Here is a 16,620-nt window from a genome sequence, read left to right as displayed (position 1 = left end):
CCCTTGGATGAAGAATAGCCTCAGGGATTATCGTGGCTCGTACCGGGCAGAGCCCGCCAGAACCCCATGTAGGCGAGGAGGGGCGGTTACTCAAGGGCATCGCCGCGTTCTTCGGGCTCCAGCGCGTCGGCCAGCCCCTCCAGCCGCTCGGCGATGCGGGCGAGCGCCGCCTCGCTGACCGCCGCGCCCGCTGGCGGACGGCGCTCTGCCTCTTCCAGGGCATCGGCCAGCATCAGCGCGACGAACAGCAGCGCCCGCTCGCCATTATGCCCGCCCGAGGCGCGCAACGCCGCCGGCCAGCGCTGGTCGAGCATCTGGCCCAGCATACGGACGCGGGCCTCGCCGCCGTCCTGACACGCCACGCGGTGCGGGCGGTCGCCGATCAGGATCGTGACTTCGGCCATCAGGCGGCGCTCCCCCGGGTTATCACTTCGTCGAGCGCGGTCACCGCCTCGGCCATGCGGGCCTTCAGCGCGGCGTGGCGGCGGGCCAGCGCATCTTCCTTGGCGGCGCGGTTTCGGATCGCCCGTTCGATACGGGCTATCGCGCGGTCGATCCGCTCGACGGAGGAAAGGACGTCGTCGGCAATGGGTTCGGGCATGAAAGCGGCTTAGCAGGCTGGCATCCGGCGGCAACCCGGAATTGGGCAATCCGTCGCGCAGCGGCTGTTGACAGCGAACCCGTCGGCTCCGAAAGGCGTGGCGCGAGAAGGAATCACCATAAAGGTGAATTTCATCCTATCAGGTCGGTGCCGTCCAGGCATCGCGACAGAGATATACAGGAGCTTGCTGGCATGACGGTCAAGGTTGCAATCAATGGTTTCGGCCGTATCGGCCGTCTGGTCGCGCGGGCGATCCTGGAGCGGGGCGGCGACGCGCTGGAACTGGTCGCGATCAACGATCTCGCCGACGCCAAGTCCAACGCCTGGCTGTTCAGCCGCGACAGCGTCCATGGTCGCTATCCGGGCGAGGTGTCGGCCGACGGCAACGACATCGTGATCGACGGCAAGCACATCCGCGTCACCGCCGAGCGTGACCCGGCGAACCTGCCGCACAAGGAACTGGGTGTCGACCTGGTCCTGGAGTGCACCGGCTTCTTCACCGACAAGGCGTCGTGCGAAAAGCACATCGCGGCGGGCGCCAAGAAGGTCCTGATCTCGGCCCCGGGCAAGAATGTCGACCTGACCGTCGTGTACGGCGTCAACCATGACAAGCTGACCGCCGACCACACCATCGTCTCGAACGCTTCGTGCACCACCAACTGCCTGGCGCCCGTCGCCAAGGTGCTGAACGACGCGATCGGGATCGAGCGCGGCCTGATGACCACGGTCCACGCCTATACCAACGACCAGAAGATCCTCGACCAGATCCACCCCGATCTGCGCCGCGCCCGTGCCGCCGCCATGTCGATGATCCCGACGACCACCGGCGCTGCCCGCGCGGTGGGCGAGGTCCTGCCGGAACTGAAGGGCAAGCTGGACGGCTCGGCCATCCGCGTGCCGGTGCCGGACGTCAGCCTGGTCGACCTTACCTTCACCCCGGCGCGCGACACGACCAAGGACGAGGTCAACGCGATCCTGAAGGCGGCGGCCGAGAGCGGCCCGCTCAAGGGCGTGCTGGTCTATACCGACGAACCGCTGGTCTCGATCGACCTGATGCACTCGCCGCAGTCCTCGACCGTCGACAGCTTGGAGACGGCGGTGATCGACGGCAAGCTGGTGCGTGTCGTGTCCTGGTACGACAATGAATGGGGCTTCTCGAACCGCATGGTCGACACCGCGACCGCGATGGCGAAGTTCCTCTGATGACGGACGGGCGGGCGATGACCGGGCGTCTGGCCGGCATCGCCCGCCACGCCGTACCCAAGGGGGCGATGGAGGTGGTCGACACCGCTATCGTCACCCTTGAGGGCGGCATAGAGGGCGATTGTCGCGGCCGGGTGAAGCCCGGTGGCCGGGGGCGGCGGCAGGTGACGCTGATCGAGCGTCGCGACTGGGACGCGGCCCTTGCCGAGATCGACCGCGACATTCCCTGGCAGGAGCGTCGGGCGAACCTGCTGGTCGAGGATTTCGACCTTCCGCAAATTCCGGGCACCCGGTTGCGCATCGGGCCCATCCTTCTGGAAATCACCATGGAATGCGATCCGTGCCACCGCATGGACGCGATCGTCGACGGATTGAAGGCGGCCCTTGGCCCCGATTGGCGCGGCGGCGTGTGCGCCCGCGTGGTCGAGGGCGGCACGATCCGCATCGGCGACAACATCAGGATCGAGCAATCATGACCAAGGCCTTCAAGACGCTGGACGATATGGGTGACGTGGCCGGCAAGCGCGTGCTGGTCCGCGAGGATCTGAACGTGCCGATGGCCGATGGGCGCGTGACCGACGATACGCGCCTGCGCGCGACGATCGCGACCGTGACCGAACTGGCCGACAAGGGCGCGATCGTCCTGATCCTCGCCCATTTCGGTCGCCCCAAGGGGCAGCGTAACCCCGATTATTCGCTGGCGATGCTGACCCAGCCGTACAGCGAAGTGCTCGGCCGTCCGGTCCGTTTCATCGACGATGTCGCGGGCGAGGCGGCGGAAGCGGCGGTTGCGACGCTGAACCCCGGCGATATCGCGATCCTGGAGAATACGCGCTTCCACGCGGGCGAGGAAAAGAACGACCCCGAACTGGCGGTGGCGATCGCCAAGTTGGGTGATTTCTACGTCAACGACGCCTTCTCGGCGGCGCACCGCGCGCATGTCTCGACCGAAGGGCTGGCGCGCATGCTTCCGGCCTTTGCTGGTCGGGCGATGGAGGCGGAACTCGACGCGCTGGAAAAGGCACTGGGCAACCCCCAGCATCCGGTCGCGGCGGTGATCGGCGGCGCCAAGGTCTCGACCAAGCTGGCGGTCCTGAAGCATCTGGTCGGCAAGGTCGATCACCTGATCATCGGCGGCGGCATGGCCAACACCTTCCTGGCCGCGCGTGGCGTCGATGTGGGCAAGTCGCTGTGCGAACATGACCTGACCGGCACCGCCGAGGAGATCCTGGAGGCCGCCGACAAGGCGAACTGCACCGTCCACCTGCCTTATGACGTGGTGGTCGCCAAGGAGTTCAAGCCGAACCCCGCGACCCGCACTGTCAACGTGCACGAGGTTGCTTCCGACGAGATGATCCTCGACCTTGGCCCCAATGCGGTCGAGGCGCTGGGCGATGTGCTCAAGAACTGTCGGACTTTGGTGTGGAACGGCCCGCTCGGTGCGTTCGAGACGCCGCCCTTCGACATGGCGACCGTCGCGCTCGCCAAGACGGCGGCGGCGCTGACCCAGGATGGCAGCCTCGTTTCGGTCGCGGGCGGCGGCGATACCGTCGCCGCGCTGAACCAGGCGGGCGTGGGGACGCAGTTCACCTTCGTCTCGACCGCGGGCGGCGCGTTCCTGGAGTGGATGGAAGGGCAGGACCTGCCCGGTGTCGCCGCGCTGATGGCGTAAAACGGCGCCCCGCCGAAAGCTGGGGCCTTTTCGGGCGGGCCCATGGCCACCGATGATCCCGGCTTTCGCTGGGATGACGATGTCTAGTGCCCCGTCGCCTCTGGCGGCGGGGTTTCCTTCAATAGCGGCACGAGCAGCGCGTTGAGATCCTGGAGATCGAACGCCGCCGCCTTGGCGTAGCGGAGCCGCCCGGCGCGATCGATGATATAGTTGGTCGGCACCGCCCCGAGCGTATCATAAGGCCCCCTGATCCGCCGCGCCGAGGGGATCGCCAGCGCGGCGAAAAGCGGCTTCAACTGATGGAGCGGCAGCGAGTCCTCGGTCGCGACGGCGAAGACCTTCAGTCCGTGCTTGCCCTGGACCCGGTAATATTGGTCGAGCAGCGGCAGTTCGGCGCGGCACGGTCCGCACCATGTTGCCCAGAAGTTCAGTACCACCACCTGTCCGCGCAGGTCCGACAGGCGGATATGCGTGCCATCGATCAGCGTCAGATCGAAATCGGGGGCGATTTCGCCGACCTTCGGCACCGCCCTGGCCGCGGTCCCTGACGGGATGGCGAGCATCATCGCCGCCAGCCATGCCCAGCCCGTCCGTCGCATCCCCCATCTCCCCCTGGCGCCCAGCCCGGAGGATCGTCGGGGACGCGGGGTAGCGTCAAGGGCGCTTGATCCTGCTGGCCGGACTTGCTACGTTGAACACGTTAAACGAAGGAGTGGCGATGCTCGGCGTCCGTCTCGACACCGAATTGGAGGAGCGGCTGGCCGCCGTGGCGCGAACCCAGGGGCGCAGCAAAAGCGACATCGCGCGCGAGGCGGTGCGGCGCTATGTCGACCTTCACGACGAGGCCTATCGGCGCGAGGCACGCCGCCAGTCGACCCGCGCGTCGAAGCGCGACACGCCGGAGGATTTCGCCTTCTGGAACAGTCTTGCGCAGGAAGCCGGCGCGTGAAAATTTCGCACGCCGCGATCGTTCTGGCCACGACCGGGCAGGGGAACGATCACCGCCCGTTCCTGGTTGTCCAGTCGGACCTGTATAACGAAACCCATAACACCGTCACCGTCTGCCCGATGACCTCCGTGGTGGGCGGCGAGGCATTGTTCCGCGTCGCCTTTTCCCCGCGCGAGCATACCGGCCTGACCGTGGAGTGCGAGGTGCAGGTGGACAAGATCCTGTCCATCCCGCGTAACAGCATCGTCAAGGTGATCGGCCATGCTTCCCCCACCCGGATGGAGCAGGTCGATCAGGCGCTGCGCCGCTGGCTGATGCTCTGACCCGATTTTTGAACCGAGCCCCGATCTGGAGAGAATTCATGACCCCGACCGTGAAAGCCATTCTCGACAAATATGAAGGAACGCCCGCCGCGGTGAAGGCCAACCTGGCGCGCATCCTGATGCAGGGGCGGCTGGGAGGCACCGGCAAGCTGATCATCCTGCCGGTCGACCAGGGATTCGAGCATGGCCCGGCGCGCAGCTTTGCGGTCAATCCGCCCGCTTACGATCCCCATTATCATTTCCAGCTCGCGATCGATGCGGGGCTGTCGGCCTATGCCGCGCCGTTGGGCATGCTGGAGGCTGGGGCCGACACGTTCGCGGGGCAGATCCCGACCATCCTGAAGATCAACAGCTCGAACAGTTGGGCTACGTCGAATACCCAGGCGGTGACGGGCAGCGTGCAGGATGCGGTGCGGTTGGGTTGCGCGGCGATCGGCTTTACCATCTATCCGGGGTCGGACGGCATTTTCGATGCGATGGACCAGATCGCGATCCTGTCGGCCGAGGCGCGCGAGGCGGGCCTCGCCACGGTCATCTGGAGCTATCCGCGCGGCGGCAAGCTGACCAAGGAAGGCGAGCTGGCGCTTGATGTCGGCGCTTACGCCGCGCACATGGCGGCGCAACTCGGCGCACACATCATCAAGGTGAAGCTGCCGACCGACCATATCGAGCAGCCCGAGGCGAAGTCGGCCTATGAGGGCACCGACTGGTCCAACCAGGTCGACCGGGTGCGCCATGTCGTCCAGTCGAGCTTTGCGGGCCGCCGCATCGTCGTCTTCTCGGGCGGCGCGGCCAAGGGCACGGATGCGGTCTATCAGGATGCGCGCGATATCCGCGACGGTGGCGGCAACGGCTCGATCATCGGCCGCAACACCTTCCAGCGGCCGCGCGACGAAGCGCTGGCGATGCTCGACAAGCTGGTCGCGATCTACAAGAACGAGGAATAAGTTCTTGTCAGGGTTGGGCGTTTCGGTTGGGGAACCGAGGCGCCCATTCCCATGTCCTCGCCATAGGTGACGGACGACGCGTCACGCGCTAGGGGAAGGGCCATGACGCTTGAAGACGATCCCCTGGGGCCCCTCGATCCCGAATTCGCCACCGCCTTCGTGCGCGACATGCGGCGGCCACCCTGCCAGCTTTACCTCATCTCGCCGCTCGAGGTCGGTGGTGACTTCGCCGACCGGCTGGCACGCGCGCTCGACGCCGGGCCGGTCGCAGCCTTCCAGTTCCGCGTCAAGGACATGGACCAGCATGCGGCGGCCAAGCTCGCCGAGCCGCTCCAGCGCATCTGCGCCGATCGCGAGGTCGCGTTCATCGTCAACGACAGCATCAGCCTCGCCAAGCGGCTGGGCGCGGACGGCGTTCATCTGGGCCAGGAGGACGGCGATGCACGCGAGGCGCGCGACGTGCTGGGGCCGTCGGTGCAGATCGGCGTGACCTGCCATGACAGCCGGCACCTTGCGATGGAAGCGGGCGAGGCGGGGGCCGATTATGTCGCGTTCGGCGCCTTCTATCCCACCACGACCAAGGACACGAAGCACAGGGCCGAGCCGGTGGTGCTGTCCTGGTGGTCGACGCTGTTCGAGCTGCCCTGCGTCGCGATCGGCGGGATCACGCCGGCCAATGCCGCGCCGCTGGTCAAGGCGGGCGCGGACTTCCTTGCCGTGTCGGGCGCGGTCTGGAACGGCGATGAGGCGGCGGCGGTGAAGGCCTTTGCCGACCTGCTGAGCTGACCCTCCGCCCCGGCACAGGCCGGGGTGGTCTCCGACGCCTCCTGAACGTCCGCTGGCGCATGATCCGTTGCGGACCGGAAACAAGGACGCCTGCCCGCGTTACCTTGCGACGGACCAACGGACGTGAGGAGAGGGGTGTGAAGAAACTGGCGGTTGCGATGGGCGGCGGCATGGCCCTGGCCCTGGTGGCGGTCGCCACCCATTCGGCCCCGGCCCCGGCGCAGGAGGCCAAGGGGATCGCGCCCGAGGAGATCGACCGCAATGTGATGCATGTGCAGGTCATCCTCGACCATCTCGGCTTCTCGCCGGGGGTGATCGACGGGCGGCGCGGCATGTCGCTGACCGCGGCGCTCAAGGGTTTCCAGGAGGCGCGCGGACTGCCGATCACGGGCGAGCCGGACAGCGCGACTCTCAAGGCGCTCTATCCCTATCGCGGCTGGCGGCCGATCCGCGTGGTCCGCATCGACCAGAAGACGATCGACGGACCCTATACCAACCCCTTGCCCAAGGATCCGCCAGAGCAGGCCAAGCTGCCGCGCCTGGGCTATCGTGATGCCTGGGAAGCGCTGGGCGAGCGGTTCCATACCACGCCCGCCGTCATCGCCGCGCTCAATCCGCCGGGCCTGACGCTGAAGGTCGGGCAGGCGCTGGTCGTGCCCAATGCGCTGCCTACCTCGCGCGCTTATCCCGACATCTTCCCCGCCGACTGGAAGGCGACGCTGAACAGCCTGAACGTCGACGCCCGCCAGCCCAGGGGCGAGAAGATCGTCGTCGACAAGTCGGACTCGGTGCTGCGCGTGCTGGACGCGCAGGGCAAGCTGGTCGCGCAATTCCAGGCGACGATGGGATCGCAGCATGATCCGCTGCCCATCGGCACCTGGAAGATTTATGGCGCGGACTATAACCCACAATTCCACTACAATCCGGCACTGTTCTGGGATGCGGACAAGAGCGACCGCAAGGCGATGCTGCCCCCCGGCCCCAATGGTCCCGTCGGCGTGATCTGGATTGACCTGTCCAAGCCGCATTACGGCATCCATGGCACGCCCAGTCCCGAGACGATCGGCCGGGCGGAGAGCCATGGCTGCATCCGCCTGACCAACTGGGACGCCGCGCGTCTGTCGCTGATGGTCAAGCCCGGTACGCAGGCGGTGTTCCAGGAATGAGGCTTGGCGGTAGCGGGGGTGGGCGCGGGCGCCGGGGAACGGGTCCATTGTCGCGTTTCGGCTGGGTGATGTTGGGGCTGATCGTCGTCGGGGTCGGTGGATTCCTGTCCATGCTGTCGTTCGGGTCGGGTGGGGGCGGGCCCGTGGTGCCGCTCGCCGCCGCACCGCCTTCGCGCGGTGTGGCGGGGGGCGCGGCGGCGCTCGTCATGCCGGTGGCGGGATATCCCGTGGCCCGACTGCATCATGATTGGGGCGATCCCCGCGAAGGCGGCGCGCGGCGGCATCAGGGGATCGACCTGATGGCTCCCGCCGGAACCCCGGTGGTGGCCGCGCTGGCCGGGACGGTCGAAAAGCTGTTCGACAGCGATCGCGGCGGCCATACGCTCTATATCCGCTCGCCCGATCGCCGCTGGATGCTCTATTATGCGCATCTTCGGGGCTATGCGCCCGGTCTGGCCGAGGGGCAGGGGGTGCGGCAGGGGCAGGTCGTCGGCTATGTCGGCGACAGCGGCAATGCGGGGGAGGGCAACATGCATCTGCACTTCGCGGTCAACTGGATGCGGGCCGGCGACGGCTGGTGGCAGGGCGAGCCGATCGATCCCTATCCGCTGCTTGCCGGAAAGACCGCTTCGAGCTAAAGCGGCCGACACGGACCGCCGGGCCGCTCCCATGCCCTGGCATCCTTCGCTCTTTCCAGCAGGTTGAAGACCCATGAAGATCAGCGGCGTGGACATTCGTCCCGGCAACATCATCGAGTATGAAGGCGGCATCTGGCGCGCCGTGAAGATTCAGCACACCCAGCCCGGCAAGGGCGGTGCGTATATGCAGGTCGAGATGAAGAACCTCATCGACGGCCGCAAGACGAACGTCCGCTTCCGCTCCGCCGAGACGGTCGAGCGCGTCCGCCTCGACACCAAGGACTTCCAGTTCCTGTTCGCCGAGGGTGACGACCTGACCTTCATGGACAAGGAAAGCTATGAGCAGATCACGCTGCCGCGCGACCTGCTGGGCGATGCCGCCGCATTTCTGCAGGACGGCATGGACGTGGTGATGGAACTGCACGAGGAAAAGCCGATCTCGGTCCAGCTTCCCGACCAGATCGAAGCCACCATCGTCGAGGCCGACGCGGTGGTGAAGGGGCAGACCGCCTCCTCGTCGTACAAGCCCGCCATTCTCGACAATGGCGTCCGCGTGATGGTGCCGCCGCACATTGCCAGCGGCACGCGCATCGTCGTCGACGTGTACGAACAGACCTACGTCCGCCGCGCGGACTAATCGGTATCGGCGGATGACCGGCGCGACCTGAGCGCGACCCCGTCATCCGCCGTCCCGGCCCGTCGTTCGCGGCGGGCCTTTTCACTTCCAGCGCCCGAGAGCAGAGGCGCGACCGAAAGGACGATCATGGCCTCGCACTCCGGGCTTCTCACCATCATGGAACGCGCCGCGCGCAAGGCCGCCCCGCGCCTCCGCCGCGACTTCAACGAGGTCCAGCACCTCCAGGTCAGCCGCAAGGGGCCCGCCGACTTCGTGTCGATGGCCGACAAGCGCGCCGAGGAAACCGTCTTCGAGGAGCTGAAGAAGGCGCGCCCCGACTGGAACTTCCTCATGGAGGAGGGCGGCGAGATCAAGGGCGATCCGTCCAAGCCGCGCTTCATCATCGATCCGCTCGACGGCACCTCCAACTTCCTGCACGGCATCCCGCACTTCGCCATCTCGATCGCGGTCGAGGAGCCGCTGGCGAACGGCAAGCGCGAGGTGACGACCGGCCTGATCTATCAGCCGCTGACCGACGAGAGCTTCTGGGCCGAGAAGGGCCGGGGTGCGTGGTTGCAGGACGGCCGCCTGCGCGTGTCGTCGCGTCGCGACCTGTCCGAGGCGCTGATCGCCACCGGCATTCCGTTCCTGGGGCATGGCGATTTCGTCCAGTGGAGTCGCATTTTCGGTGCGATCGCGCCGCAGGTCGCCGGCATCCGCCGCTTCGGCTCGGCCGCGCTCGATCTCGCCTGGGTCGCGGCGGGCCGTTACGATGGTTTCTGGGAATCGGGGCTGAAGCCCTGGGATGCGGCAGCGGGCATGCTGCTGGTGCGAGAAGCCGGTGGTTTCGTCAGCGATTTCCGGGGCAGCGACAAGTCGCTGGACCGCGGCGAGTATCTGGCCGCCAATGAGGGGCTGCATTCCAAGCTGCACAAGCTGCTGGCGAACGCATTGCGTTAACGCGCATCGGGTATTCTGAGCGCAATCGATAGCAATCATTGCGCTCAACCCCTTCAGATACCATCTGAAATCCTGTCGGATGGGGTGAATTGCACCGTTCAGTTGCGATTCATTCTCATGCCTCCGCTGGCTTGCTCCGGCCGGTTCATCGGCCTAAAGCCATTCGCATCCAGTTCCGCATCTGCGAGAGAAAACTTGGTCGATCTGTCGCAATATCTGCCGATCCTCCTGTTCCTGGGCGTTGCCCTGGCACTGTCGACGGCCTTCGTGTTTCTGCCCATGCTGGTGGCGCGCCTGACGGGTGCGCATAAGCCCAATGAGCAGAAGCTGTCCGAATATGAGTGCGGCTTCCCCGCGTTCGAAGACCCGCGCAGCCAGTTCGACGTGCGTTTTTATCTCGTCGCGATCCTGTTCATCGTCTTCGATCTGGAAGCGGCGTTTCTGTACCCCTGGGCGGTGAGCGTCTTCAGCCTCGGCTGGACCGCCTGGTTTTCGATGATGATCTTCATCGGCGAGCTCGCGCTCGGGCTCGTCTATGCGTGGAAGAAGGGAGCGTTGGATTGGGAGTAAATCTTCACTCCGGTCCGGTTGAGTTCAAGCCGCAGGCCCATGGCGGACTCGCCCATGATGGCCAGGCCGTCATTCAGCCCGATCAGGGCTTTTTCGACGGGCTGAACGGCGAGTTGACCGACAAGGGCTTCCTCGTCACCTCGACCGAGGAACTGTTCCAGTGGGCGCGCACCGGCTCGCTCTGGTGGATGACCTTTGGTCTGGCGTGCTGCGCCGTGGAGATGATCCACGTCAACATGCCACGTTACGATCTGGAGCGCTTCGGTGCCGCACCGCGCGCGTCGCCGCGCCAGTCGGACGTGATGATCGTGGCGGGCACGCTGTGCAACAAGATGGCCCCGGCGCTGCGTCGCGTGTACGACCAGATGTCGAACCCGAAATATGTCATCTCGATGGGCAGCTGCGCCAATGGCGGCGGCTATTACCATTACAGCTATTCGGTGGTGCGCGGCTGTGACCGGATCGTGCCCGTGGACATCTATGTCCCCGGCTGTCCGCCGACTGCCGAGGCGCTGCTCTATGGCGTGATGCAGTTGCAGCGGAAGATCCGCCGCGCCGGGAGCATCGAACGGTGAGGGCGCCCGCTCCCCGTTTCGCCTCGAACGACGGCGTGATCGAGGCGGCCCGCGCCGCGCTCGGCCCCTGGCTGCTCGACGCGCGTGACCATGTCGGCGAGGTGGCGCTGGTCGTCGACCGTGCGAACCTGGTCCCGGCGATGATCGCGCTGCGCGATACCAAGGGGCTGGAATATCAGCAGCTCATGGAGATTGCGGGCGTCGACTATCCAGAACGCGACGAGCGTTTCGAGGTGGTCTATTGCCTGTTGTCGCTGACCCGTAACCACCGCCTGCACGTCCATGTCTCGACCGACGAGGACAAGCCGGTTCCGTCGGTGACGGGGCTGTGGCCGGTCGCGGGCTGGCTGGAGCGTGAGGTCTATGACCTGTACGGCGTGCTGTTCTCGGGCAACAGCGACCTGCGTCGCATCCTGACCGATTACGGTTTCCGCGGCCATCCGCTGCGCAAGGACTTCCCGCTGACCGGCTATACCGAGCTGCGTTACTCGGAAGAGGAAAAGCGCGTCGTCTATGAGCCGGTGCAGCTGGCGCAGGACTTCCGCAATTTCGACTTCCAGAGCCCGTGGGAAGGTGCGGACTACGTCCTTCCGGGTGACGAGAAGGGCACGATGCCCAAGGCGGCCGAAGCCAAGACCACCGAGGCGCCCAAGCAGACCGGCGCGGGGCAGCCGCATCCGGGCAACAAGGCCGAGGACAAGCCCAAGGACCCGGACGTCGTGCCGAGCAAGGGCGGAGGACAGAATCAGTGAGCGACTACGTCGACGAACTGCTCCACAAGACGGACGATGCCGACCCGACCACGGGTGACGTGTCGATCCAGAACTATACGATCAACTTCGGCCCGCAGCATCCGGCGGCGCACGGCGTGCTGCGCCTCGTCATGGAGCTGGACGGCGAGATCGTCGAGCGGGTCGATCCGCATGTCGGCCTGCTGCATCGCGGCACCGAGAAGCTGATCGAATACAAGACCTATTCGCAGGCGCTGCCCTATTTCGATCGCCTCGATTACTGCTCGCCCATGTGCATGGAGCACAGCTACGTGCTCGCGGTCGAGAAGCTGCTCGACCTCGAAGTGCCGCTGCGCGCGCAATATCTGCGAACGTTCTTCGCCGAACTGACGCGCATTTCGAACCACATGCTCAACATCGGCAGCCACGTCATGGACGTGGGCGCGATGACGCCGAACCTGTGGCTGTTCGAAATCCGCGAAGACTGCATGAACTTCTATGAGCGGGCCTCGGGCGCGCGCATGCACGCGAACTATTTCCGCGTCGGCGGCGTCCATCAGGACGTGCCGCTCAAGCTGCTGACCGATATCGCCGACTGGCTGGATACGCGTCTGCCGCGCCTGTTCGAGGATGCGATCGGCCTGGTTGCCAACAATCGCATCTTCAAGCAGCGCAACGTCGATATCGCGGTGGTGAACCGCGAGGACGCGATCAAGTGGGGCTTCTCCGGCCCGATGATCCGCGGCTCGGGCATTCCCTGGGATCTGCGCAAGTCGCAGCCTTACGACGCCTATGACAAGGTGGACTTCGACGTGCCGGTGGGCACCAGCGGCGACTGCTATGACCGGTTCATGGTGCGCGTCGAGGAAGTGCGCCAGTCGGCCCGGATCATGAAGCAGTGCCTGGCGCAGATGCCCGAAGGCCCGGTGCTCGCCACCGACCGCAAGGTCACGCCGCCCAAGCGCGGTGAGATGAAGCGCTCGATGGAAGCGCTGATCCACCACTTCAAGCTTTATACCGAAGGGTATCACGTCCCCGCCGGTGAGGTGTATGTCGCGACCGAAAGCCCCAAGGGCGAGTTCGGCGTGTACCTCGTCTCCGACGGATCGAACAAACCCTATCGCTGCAAGATCCGCCCGACCGCGTTCAGCCATCTCCAGGCCATGGAATTCATGTCCAAGGGGCACATGCTGGCCGACACGACCGCGATCCTGGGCGCGATGGACATCGTTTTTGGTGAATGTGACCGCTAATGGCTGACGCACCCAACATCCCCGACGAGGCGGAAGTCCGCGCCCGCTGGGGCAATTTCGCCTGGACCGACGAGAACCAGAAGAAGGCGAACGAGATCCTCGCGCGCTACCCGAAGGGTCGTGAGCAGTCCTGCTCGATCCCGTTCCTCGATCTGGCCCAGCGTCAGGTCGGTGCGGAGACGCAGACCCAGGGCTGGCTGCCGGTGCCGGTGATCGAGTTCGTCGCGCGCCAACTGGGTGTCGCCTATATGCGCATCTATGAGGTTGCGACCTTCTACACGATGTTCAACCTCGCGCCGGTCGGCCGCTATCACGTCCAGGTGTGCGGCACGACGCCGTGCATGTTGCGCGGGTCGGACGACGTGCTGGCGGCGTGCAAGAACAAGGGCCTGATCAAGGGCAAGACCACGCCCGACGGCCTGTTCACGCTGACCGAGGTCGAGTGCATGGGCAATTGCGCCTCGGCCCCAATGGTCCAGATCAACGACGACAATTTCGAGGATCTGGATTACGACCGCACGGTCACCATCCTGGAAGCGCTGGCACGCGGCGAAAGCCCCAAGACCGGCACGCAGGAGCCGGGTCGCCACACGGTCGAGCCGCTGGGCGGTCCGACCACGCTGACCGCCATGGTCGGCGAAAATCACGACTATCGCGGGGAGTGGGGGGCGTAATGCTGGCCGACAAGGACCGCATCTTCACCAATCTTTACGGCTATCAGCCGTGGAACGTCGACGCGGCGATGAAGCGCGGCGATTGGGACAATACCAAGGCGCTGCTGGAACTGGGCCAGGACAAGATCATCGACGTCATCAAGGCGTCGGGTCTGCGCGGGCGCGGCGGTGCGGGCTTCCCGACCGGCATGAAGTGGAGCTTCATGCCCAAGGAGCCGCGCCCCGACCGGCCGAGCTTCCTGGTCATCAACGCCGACGAATCCGAACCCGGTTCGTGCAAGGACCGCGAGATCATTCGCCACGATCCGCACAAGCTGATCGAAGGCGCGCTGGTCGCGGGCTTCGCGATGCGTGCGCGGGCGGCCTATATCTATATCCGCGGCGAATATATCCGCGAGGCCGAAACGCTGTTCGCGGCCGTGGCCGAGGCCTATGACCGGGGCTTCCTGGGCAAGAACGCCTGTGGTTCGGGTTACGACTTCGACGTCTTCGTCCATCGTGGCGCTGGCGCTTACATCTGCGGTGAAGAGACCGCGATGATCGAAAGCCTGGAGGGCAAGAAGGGCCAGCCGCGCCTGAAGCCGCCTTTCCCGGCGGGTGCGGGCCTCTATGGTTGCCCGACCACGGTCAACAATGTCGAGTCGATCGCCGTTGCGCCGACGATCCTGCGTCGCGGGGCCGAGTGGTTTTCGTCCTTCGGGCGCGAGAACAACAAGGGCACCAAGCTCTTCCAGATCTCCGGCCATGTCGATCGCCCCTGCGTGGTCGAGGAAAGCATGTCGATCTCGTTCCGTGAGCTGATCGAGAAGCATTGCGGCGGCATTCGCGGCGGCTGGGACAATCTGCTCGCGGTGATCCCGGGCGGGTCGTCGGTGCCGCTGGTACCCGCCGCCGAGATCATGGACGCGCCGATGGATTTCGACGGCCTGAAGGCGGTCGGATCGGGCCTCGGCACGGCGGCCGTGATCGTCATGGACAAGTCGACCGACATCGTCCGCGCGATCAGCCGTCTGTCCTATTTCTACAAGCATGAGAGCTGCGGCCAGTGCACGCCATGCCGTGAAGGCACCGGCTGGATGTGGCGCGTGATGGAACGGATGCGGACTGGCGATGCCGACGTGTCCGAGATCGACACGCTGTTCCAGGTGACGAAGCAGGTCGAAGGCCACACCATCTGCGCGCTCGGCGACGCGGCGGCTTGGCCGATCCAGGGCCTGATCCGCCACTTCCGCCCCGAGATGGAGCGTCGGATCCGCGAACGCAAAGGCGAGACGGGCGGCAACGCCCCGATGATGGAAGCTGCCGAATAATGCCTAAGGTCAAAGTCGACGGCGTCGAGATCGAGGTGCCCCAGGGCGCCACCGTGCTGCAGGCCTGTGAGCTTGCGGGCAAGGAAATCCCGCGCTTCTGCTATCATGAGCGGCTGTCCATCGCGGGCAATTGCCGCATGTGCCTGGTCGAGGTGAAGCCTGGCCCCCCCAAGCCGCAGGCGTCGTGCGCGCTTCCGGCGGCGGAGAACCAGGAAATCTTCACCACCACCCCGATGGTGAAGGCCGCGCGCGAAGGCGTGATGGAATTCCTGCTCATCAACCACCCGCTGGACTGCCCGATCTGCGATCAGGGCGGCGAGTGCGACCTGCAGGACCAGTCCATGGCCTATGGCAAGGGCCATAGCCGCTATGACGAGAACAAGCGGGCCGTTACCGAGAAATATATGGGTCCGATCGTCAAGACGGTCATGACCCGCTGCATCCAGTGCACCCGCTGCGTCCGCTTCGCCGAAGAGGTCGCGGGTGTGGAGGAAATCGGCGCGATTTATCGCGGCGAGAATATGCAGATCACCTCCTACCTCGAACAGGCGGTATCGAGCGAGCTGTCGGGCAATGTCGTCGACCTGTGCCCGGTGGGCGCGCTGACGTCCAAGCCCTATGCGTTCGAGGCGCGCCCCTGGGAGCTGAAGAAGACGCTTGCCATCGACGTGATGGACGCGGTCGGCACCAACATCCGCCTCGACAGCCGGGGTCGTCAGGTGCTGCGCTGCGTGCCGCGCATCAACGACGAGGTGAATGAGGAGTGGGCGAGCGACAAGACGCGTCATGCGATCGACGGTCTGGTCCGTCGCCGTCTCGACCGTCCGTTCATCCGCCGCGACGGCAAGCTGGTTCCCGCCACCTGGGACGAAGCCTTCGCCGCGATCCGTGACGTGAACGCCGGTTCGAGCGTCGCCGCCATCGCCGGTGATCTGGTCGATTGCGAGACGATGTTCGCCGCCAAGGCGCTGCTCGCCAAGATGGGCTCGACCCTGCTTGAGGGCCGTCAGACCGGCATGGACTATGACGTGTCGAGCCTGGCCGCGGTCAACTTCAACACGACCATCGCGGGCGTCGAGCAGGCCGATGCGATCCTGCTGATCGGCACCAACCTGCGCTGGGAAGCGCCGCTGGTGAACACCCGCATCCGCAAGGCGATCAAGAAGGGCGCCAAGGTCTTCGCGATCGGTCCCGAAACCGATCTGACCTACAAGGTCGAATGGCTGGGCGCCGACCTGTCGGTGCTGGGCAACCTGCCCGATACGGTCGCCGAACTGTTCGGCAAGGCCGCGCGTCCGATGGTGATCGTCGGTGGCGCTGCGCTGAAGGGCGCGCATGGCGCGAGCCTCAAGCTGGTCGATCAGTTCAATCTGGTCCGCACGCTGGAGGACGGTTCGGCCTGGAACGGCTATAATGTCGTGCACATGGCAGCTGCGCGCATGGGCGGGCTGATGCTCGGTTATGCGCAGAAGGGCGGCATCGCAGACGTGGTCGCGGCCGCGCCGAAGCTGGCCTTCTTCCTGGGCGCCGACGAGGTCGATTTCGCCAAGTTCGGCAGCAGCTTCAAGGTGTTCGTCGGCCATCATGGCGACAAGGGTGCGCATCATGCCGATGTCATCCTGCCGGGCGCGACCTATGCCGAGAAG

21 protein-coding genes are annotated in these 16,620 nt (G+C 65.7%); 18 read left to right on the top strand and 3 right to left on the bottom strand.

What is annotated here, in order from left to right; all coding sequences use genetic code 11:
* Positions 1-86: 86 nt before the first annotated feature.
* Both ABDV78_RS09390 and ABDV78_RS09385 read right to left on the bottom strand, forming a co-directional pair.
* Positions 87-404, bottom strand: coding sequence for a cell division protein ZapA (locus ABDV78_RS09390; RefSeq protein ID WP_343527134.1), 318 nt, complete (start codon positions 402-404; stop codon positions 87-89).
* On the bottom strand, positions 404-601 hold the full coding sequence (locus ABDV78_RS09385; RefSeq protein ID WP_343527132.1) for a hypothetical protein: 198 nt from the start codon (positions 599-601) through the stop codon (positions 404-406). The genes ABDV78_RS09390 and ABDV78_RS09385 overlap by 1 nt, the downstream gene beginning before the upstream one ends.
* A gap of 192 nt (positions 602-793) precedes the next feature.
* Between ABDV78_RS09385 and gap the strand changes: the two genes are divergently transcribed.
* From gap to ABDV78_RS09370, 3 genes are read left to right on the top strand one after another with little or no spacing between them, the layout of a single operon-like run.
* Positions 794-1,804: a type I glyceraldehyde-3-phosphate dehydrogenase gene (gene gap / locus ABDV78_RS09380; protein WP_343527131.1), complete on the top strand. Its 1,011-nt coding sequence runs from the start codon at positions 794-796 to the stop codon at positions 1,802-1,804.
* A complete protein-coding gene (locus ABDV78_RS09375) occupies positions 1,804-2,280 on the top strand; it encodes an MOSC domain-containing protein (RefSeq protein ID WP_343527130.1) in 477 nt (158 codons plus the stop codon). The genes gap and ABDV78_RS09375 overlap by 1 nt, the downstream gene beginning before the upstream one ends.
* Entirely contained in the window at positions 2,277-3,476 is a 1,200-nt protein-coding gene (locus tag ABDV78_RS09370) for a phosphoglycerate kinase (RefSeq protein ID WP_343527129.1), read from the top strand. The genes ABDV78_RS09375 and ABDV78_RS09370 overlap by 4 nt, the downstream gene beginning before the upstream one ends.
* Positions 3,477-3,559: 83 nt before the next feature.
* Here the strand turns inward: ABDV78_RS09370 and ABDV78_RS09365 are convergent, their stop codons facing one another.
* Complete coding sequence (locus ABDV78_RS09365) at positions 3,560-4,039, bottom strand: TlpA disulfide reductase family protein (RefSeq protein ID WP_343527185.1); 480 nt, start codon at positions 4,037-4,039, stop codon at positions 3,560-3,562.
* 155 nt (positions 4,040-4,194) lie between these two features.
* Between ABDV78_RS09365 and ABDV78_RS09360 the strand changes: the two genes are divergently transcribed.
* The 15 genes from ABDV78_RS09360 to nuoG form a co-directional block, all read left to right on the top strand.
* The gene (locus ABDV78_RS09360; RefSeq protein ID WP_343527128.1) at positions 4,195-4,425 is read left to right on the top strand and encodes a ribbon-helix-helix protein, CopG family; all 231 of its coding nucleotides are present in this window, start codon (positions 4,195-4,197) and stop codon (positions 4,423-4,425) included.
* Entirely contained in the window at positions 4,422-4,748 is a 327-nt protein-coding gene (locus ABDV78_RS09355; RefSeq protein ID WP_343527127.1) for a type II toxin-antitoxin system PemK/MazF family toxin, read from the top strand. The genes ABDV78_RS09360 and ABDV78_RS09355 overlap by 4 nt, the downstream gene beginning before the upstream one ends.
* Before the next feature lie 38 nt (positions 4,749-4,786).
* On the top strand, positions 4,787-5,695 hold the full coding sequence (locus tag ABDV78_RS09350; protein WP_343527126.1) for a class I fructose-bisphosphate aldolase: 909 nt from the start codon (positions 4,787-4,789) through the stop codon (positions 5,693-5,695).
* A gap of 102 nt (positions 5,696-5,797) precedes the next feature.
* Positions 5,798-6,481, top strand: a complete 684-nt coding sequence (gene thiE / locus ABDV78_RS09345; RefSeq protein WP_343527125.1) for a thiamine phosphate synthase — start codon at positions 5,798-5,800, stop codon at positions 6,479-6,481.
* A 266-nt stretch (positions 6,482-6,747) separates the two neighbouring features.
* On the top strand, positions 6,748-7,647 hold the full coding sequence (locus ABDV78_RS09340; RefSeq protein ID WP_343527184.1) for a L,D-transpeptidase family protein: 900 nt from the start codon (positions 6,748-6,750) through the stop codon (positions 7,645-7,647).
* A 47-nt stretch (positions 7,648-7,694) separates the two neighbouring features.
* Complete coding sequence (locus ABDV78_RS09335) at positions 7,695-8,285, top strand: M23 family metallopeptidase (protein WP_343527124.1); 591 nt, start codon at positions 7,695-7,697, stop codon at positions 8,283-8,285.
* Between the two features lie 73 nt (positions 8,286-8,358).
* Positions 8,359-8,922, top strand: coding sequence for an elongation factor P (gene efp / locus ABDV78_RS09330; RefSeq protein WP_007403968.1), 564 nt, complete (start codon positions 8,359-8,361; stop codon positions 8,920-8,922).
* Between the two features lie 126 nt (positions 8,923-9,048).
* Complete coding sequence (locus tag ABDV78_RS09325; RefSeq protein ID WP_007404243.1) at positions 9,049-9,861, top strand: inositol monophosphatase family protein; 813 nt, start codon at positions 9,049-9,051, stop codon at positions 9,859-9,861.
* Positions 9,862-10,056: 195 nt separating this feature from the next.
* Positions 10,057-10,431, top strand: a complete 375-nt coding sequence (ndhC, locus tag ABDV78_RS09320; RefSeq protein ID WP_343527183.1) for an NADH-quinone oxidoreductase subunit A — start codon at positions 10,057-10,059, stop codon at positions 10,429-10,431.
* Positions 10,432-10,502: 71 nt separating this feature from the next.
* Positions 10,503-11,006 carry an NADH-quinone oxidoreductase subunit B gene (locus tag ABDV78_RS09315; protein ID WP_058716367.1) on the top strand — a complete coding sequence of 168 codons (504 nt, stop codon included), beginning with the start codon at positions 10,503-10,505 and terminating at the stop codon, positions 11,004-11,006.
* Positions 11,003-11,758, top strand: coding sequence for an NADH-quinone oxidoreductase subunit C (locus ABDV78_RS09310; RefSeq protein WP_343527122.1), 756 nt, complete (start codon positions 11,003-11,005; stop codon positions 11,756-11,758). The genes ABDV78_RS09315 and ABDV78_RS09310 overlap by 4 nt, the downstream gene beginning before the upstream one ends.
* Positions 11,755-12,990, top strand: a complete 1,236-nt coding sequence (locus ABDV78_RS09305) for an NADH-quinone oxidoreductase subunit D (protein WP_343527121.1) — start codon at positions 11,755-11,757, stop codon at positions 12,988-12,990. Before ABDV78_RS09310 ends, ABDV78_RS09305 begins: the two co-directional genes overlap by 4 nt.
* Positions 12,990-13,664, top strand: coding sequence for an NAD(P)H-dependent oxidoreductase subunit E (locus ABDV78_RS09300; protein WP_343527120.1), 675 nt, complete (start codon positions 12,990-12,992; stop codon positions 13,662-13,664). Before ABDV78_RS09305 ends, ABDV78_RS09300 begins: the two co-directional genes overlap by 1 nt.
* Entirely contained in the window at positions 13,664-14,974 is a 1,311-nt protein-coding gene (gene nuoF / locus ABDV78_RS09295) for an NADH-quinone oxidoreductase subunit NuoF (protein WP_042483195.1), read from the top strand. Before ABDV78_RS09300 ends, nuoF begins: the two co-directional genes overlap by 1 nt.
* Positions 14,974-16,620: NADH-quinone oxidoreductase subunit NuoG (gene nuoG, locus ABDV78_RS09290; protein WP_343527118.1), on the top strand; the 1,647-nt coding region annotated here is incomplete at its 3' end. The genes nuoF and nuoG, both read left to right, overlap by 1 nt.

The sequence above is a fragment of the Sphingomonas sp. genome, assembly GCF_039594485.1.
Classification (GTDB): Bacteria; Pseudomonadota; Alphaproteobacteria; order Sphingomonadales; family Sphingomonadaceae; genus Sphingomonas.
Note: the sequence above shows the minus strand (reverse complement) of the source record. Positions and strands in the feature narration are given on the sequence as shown.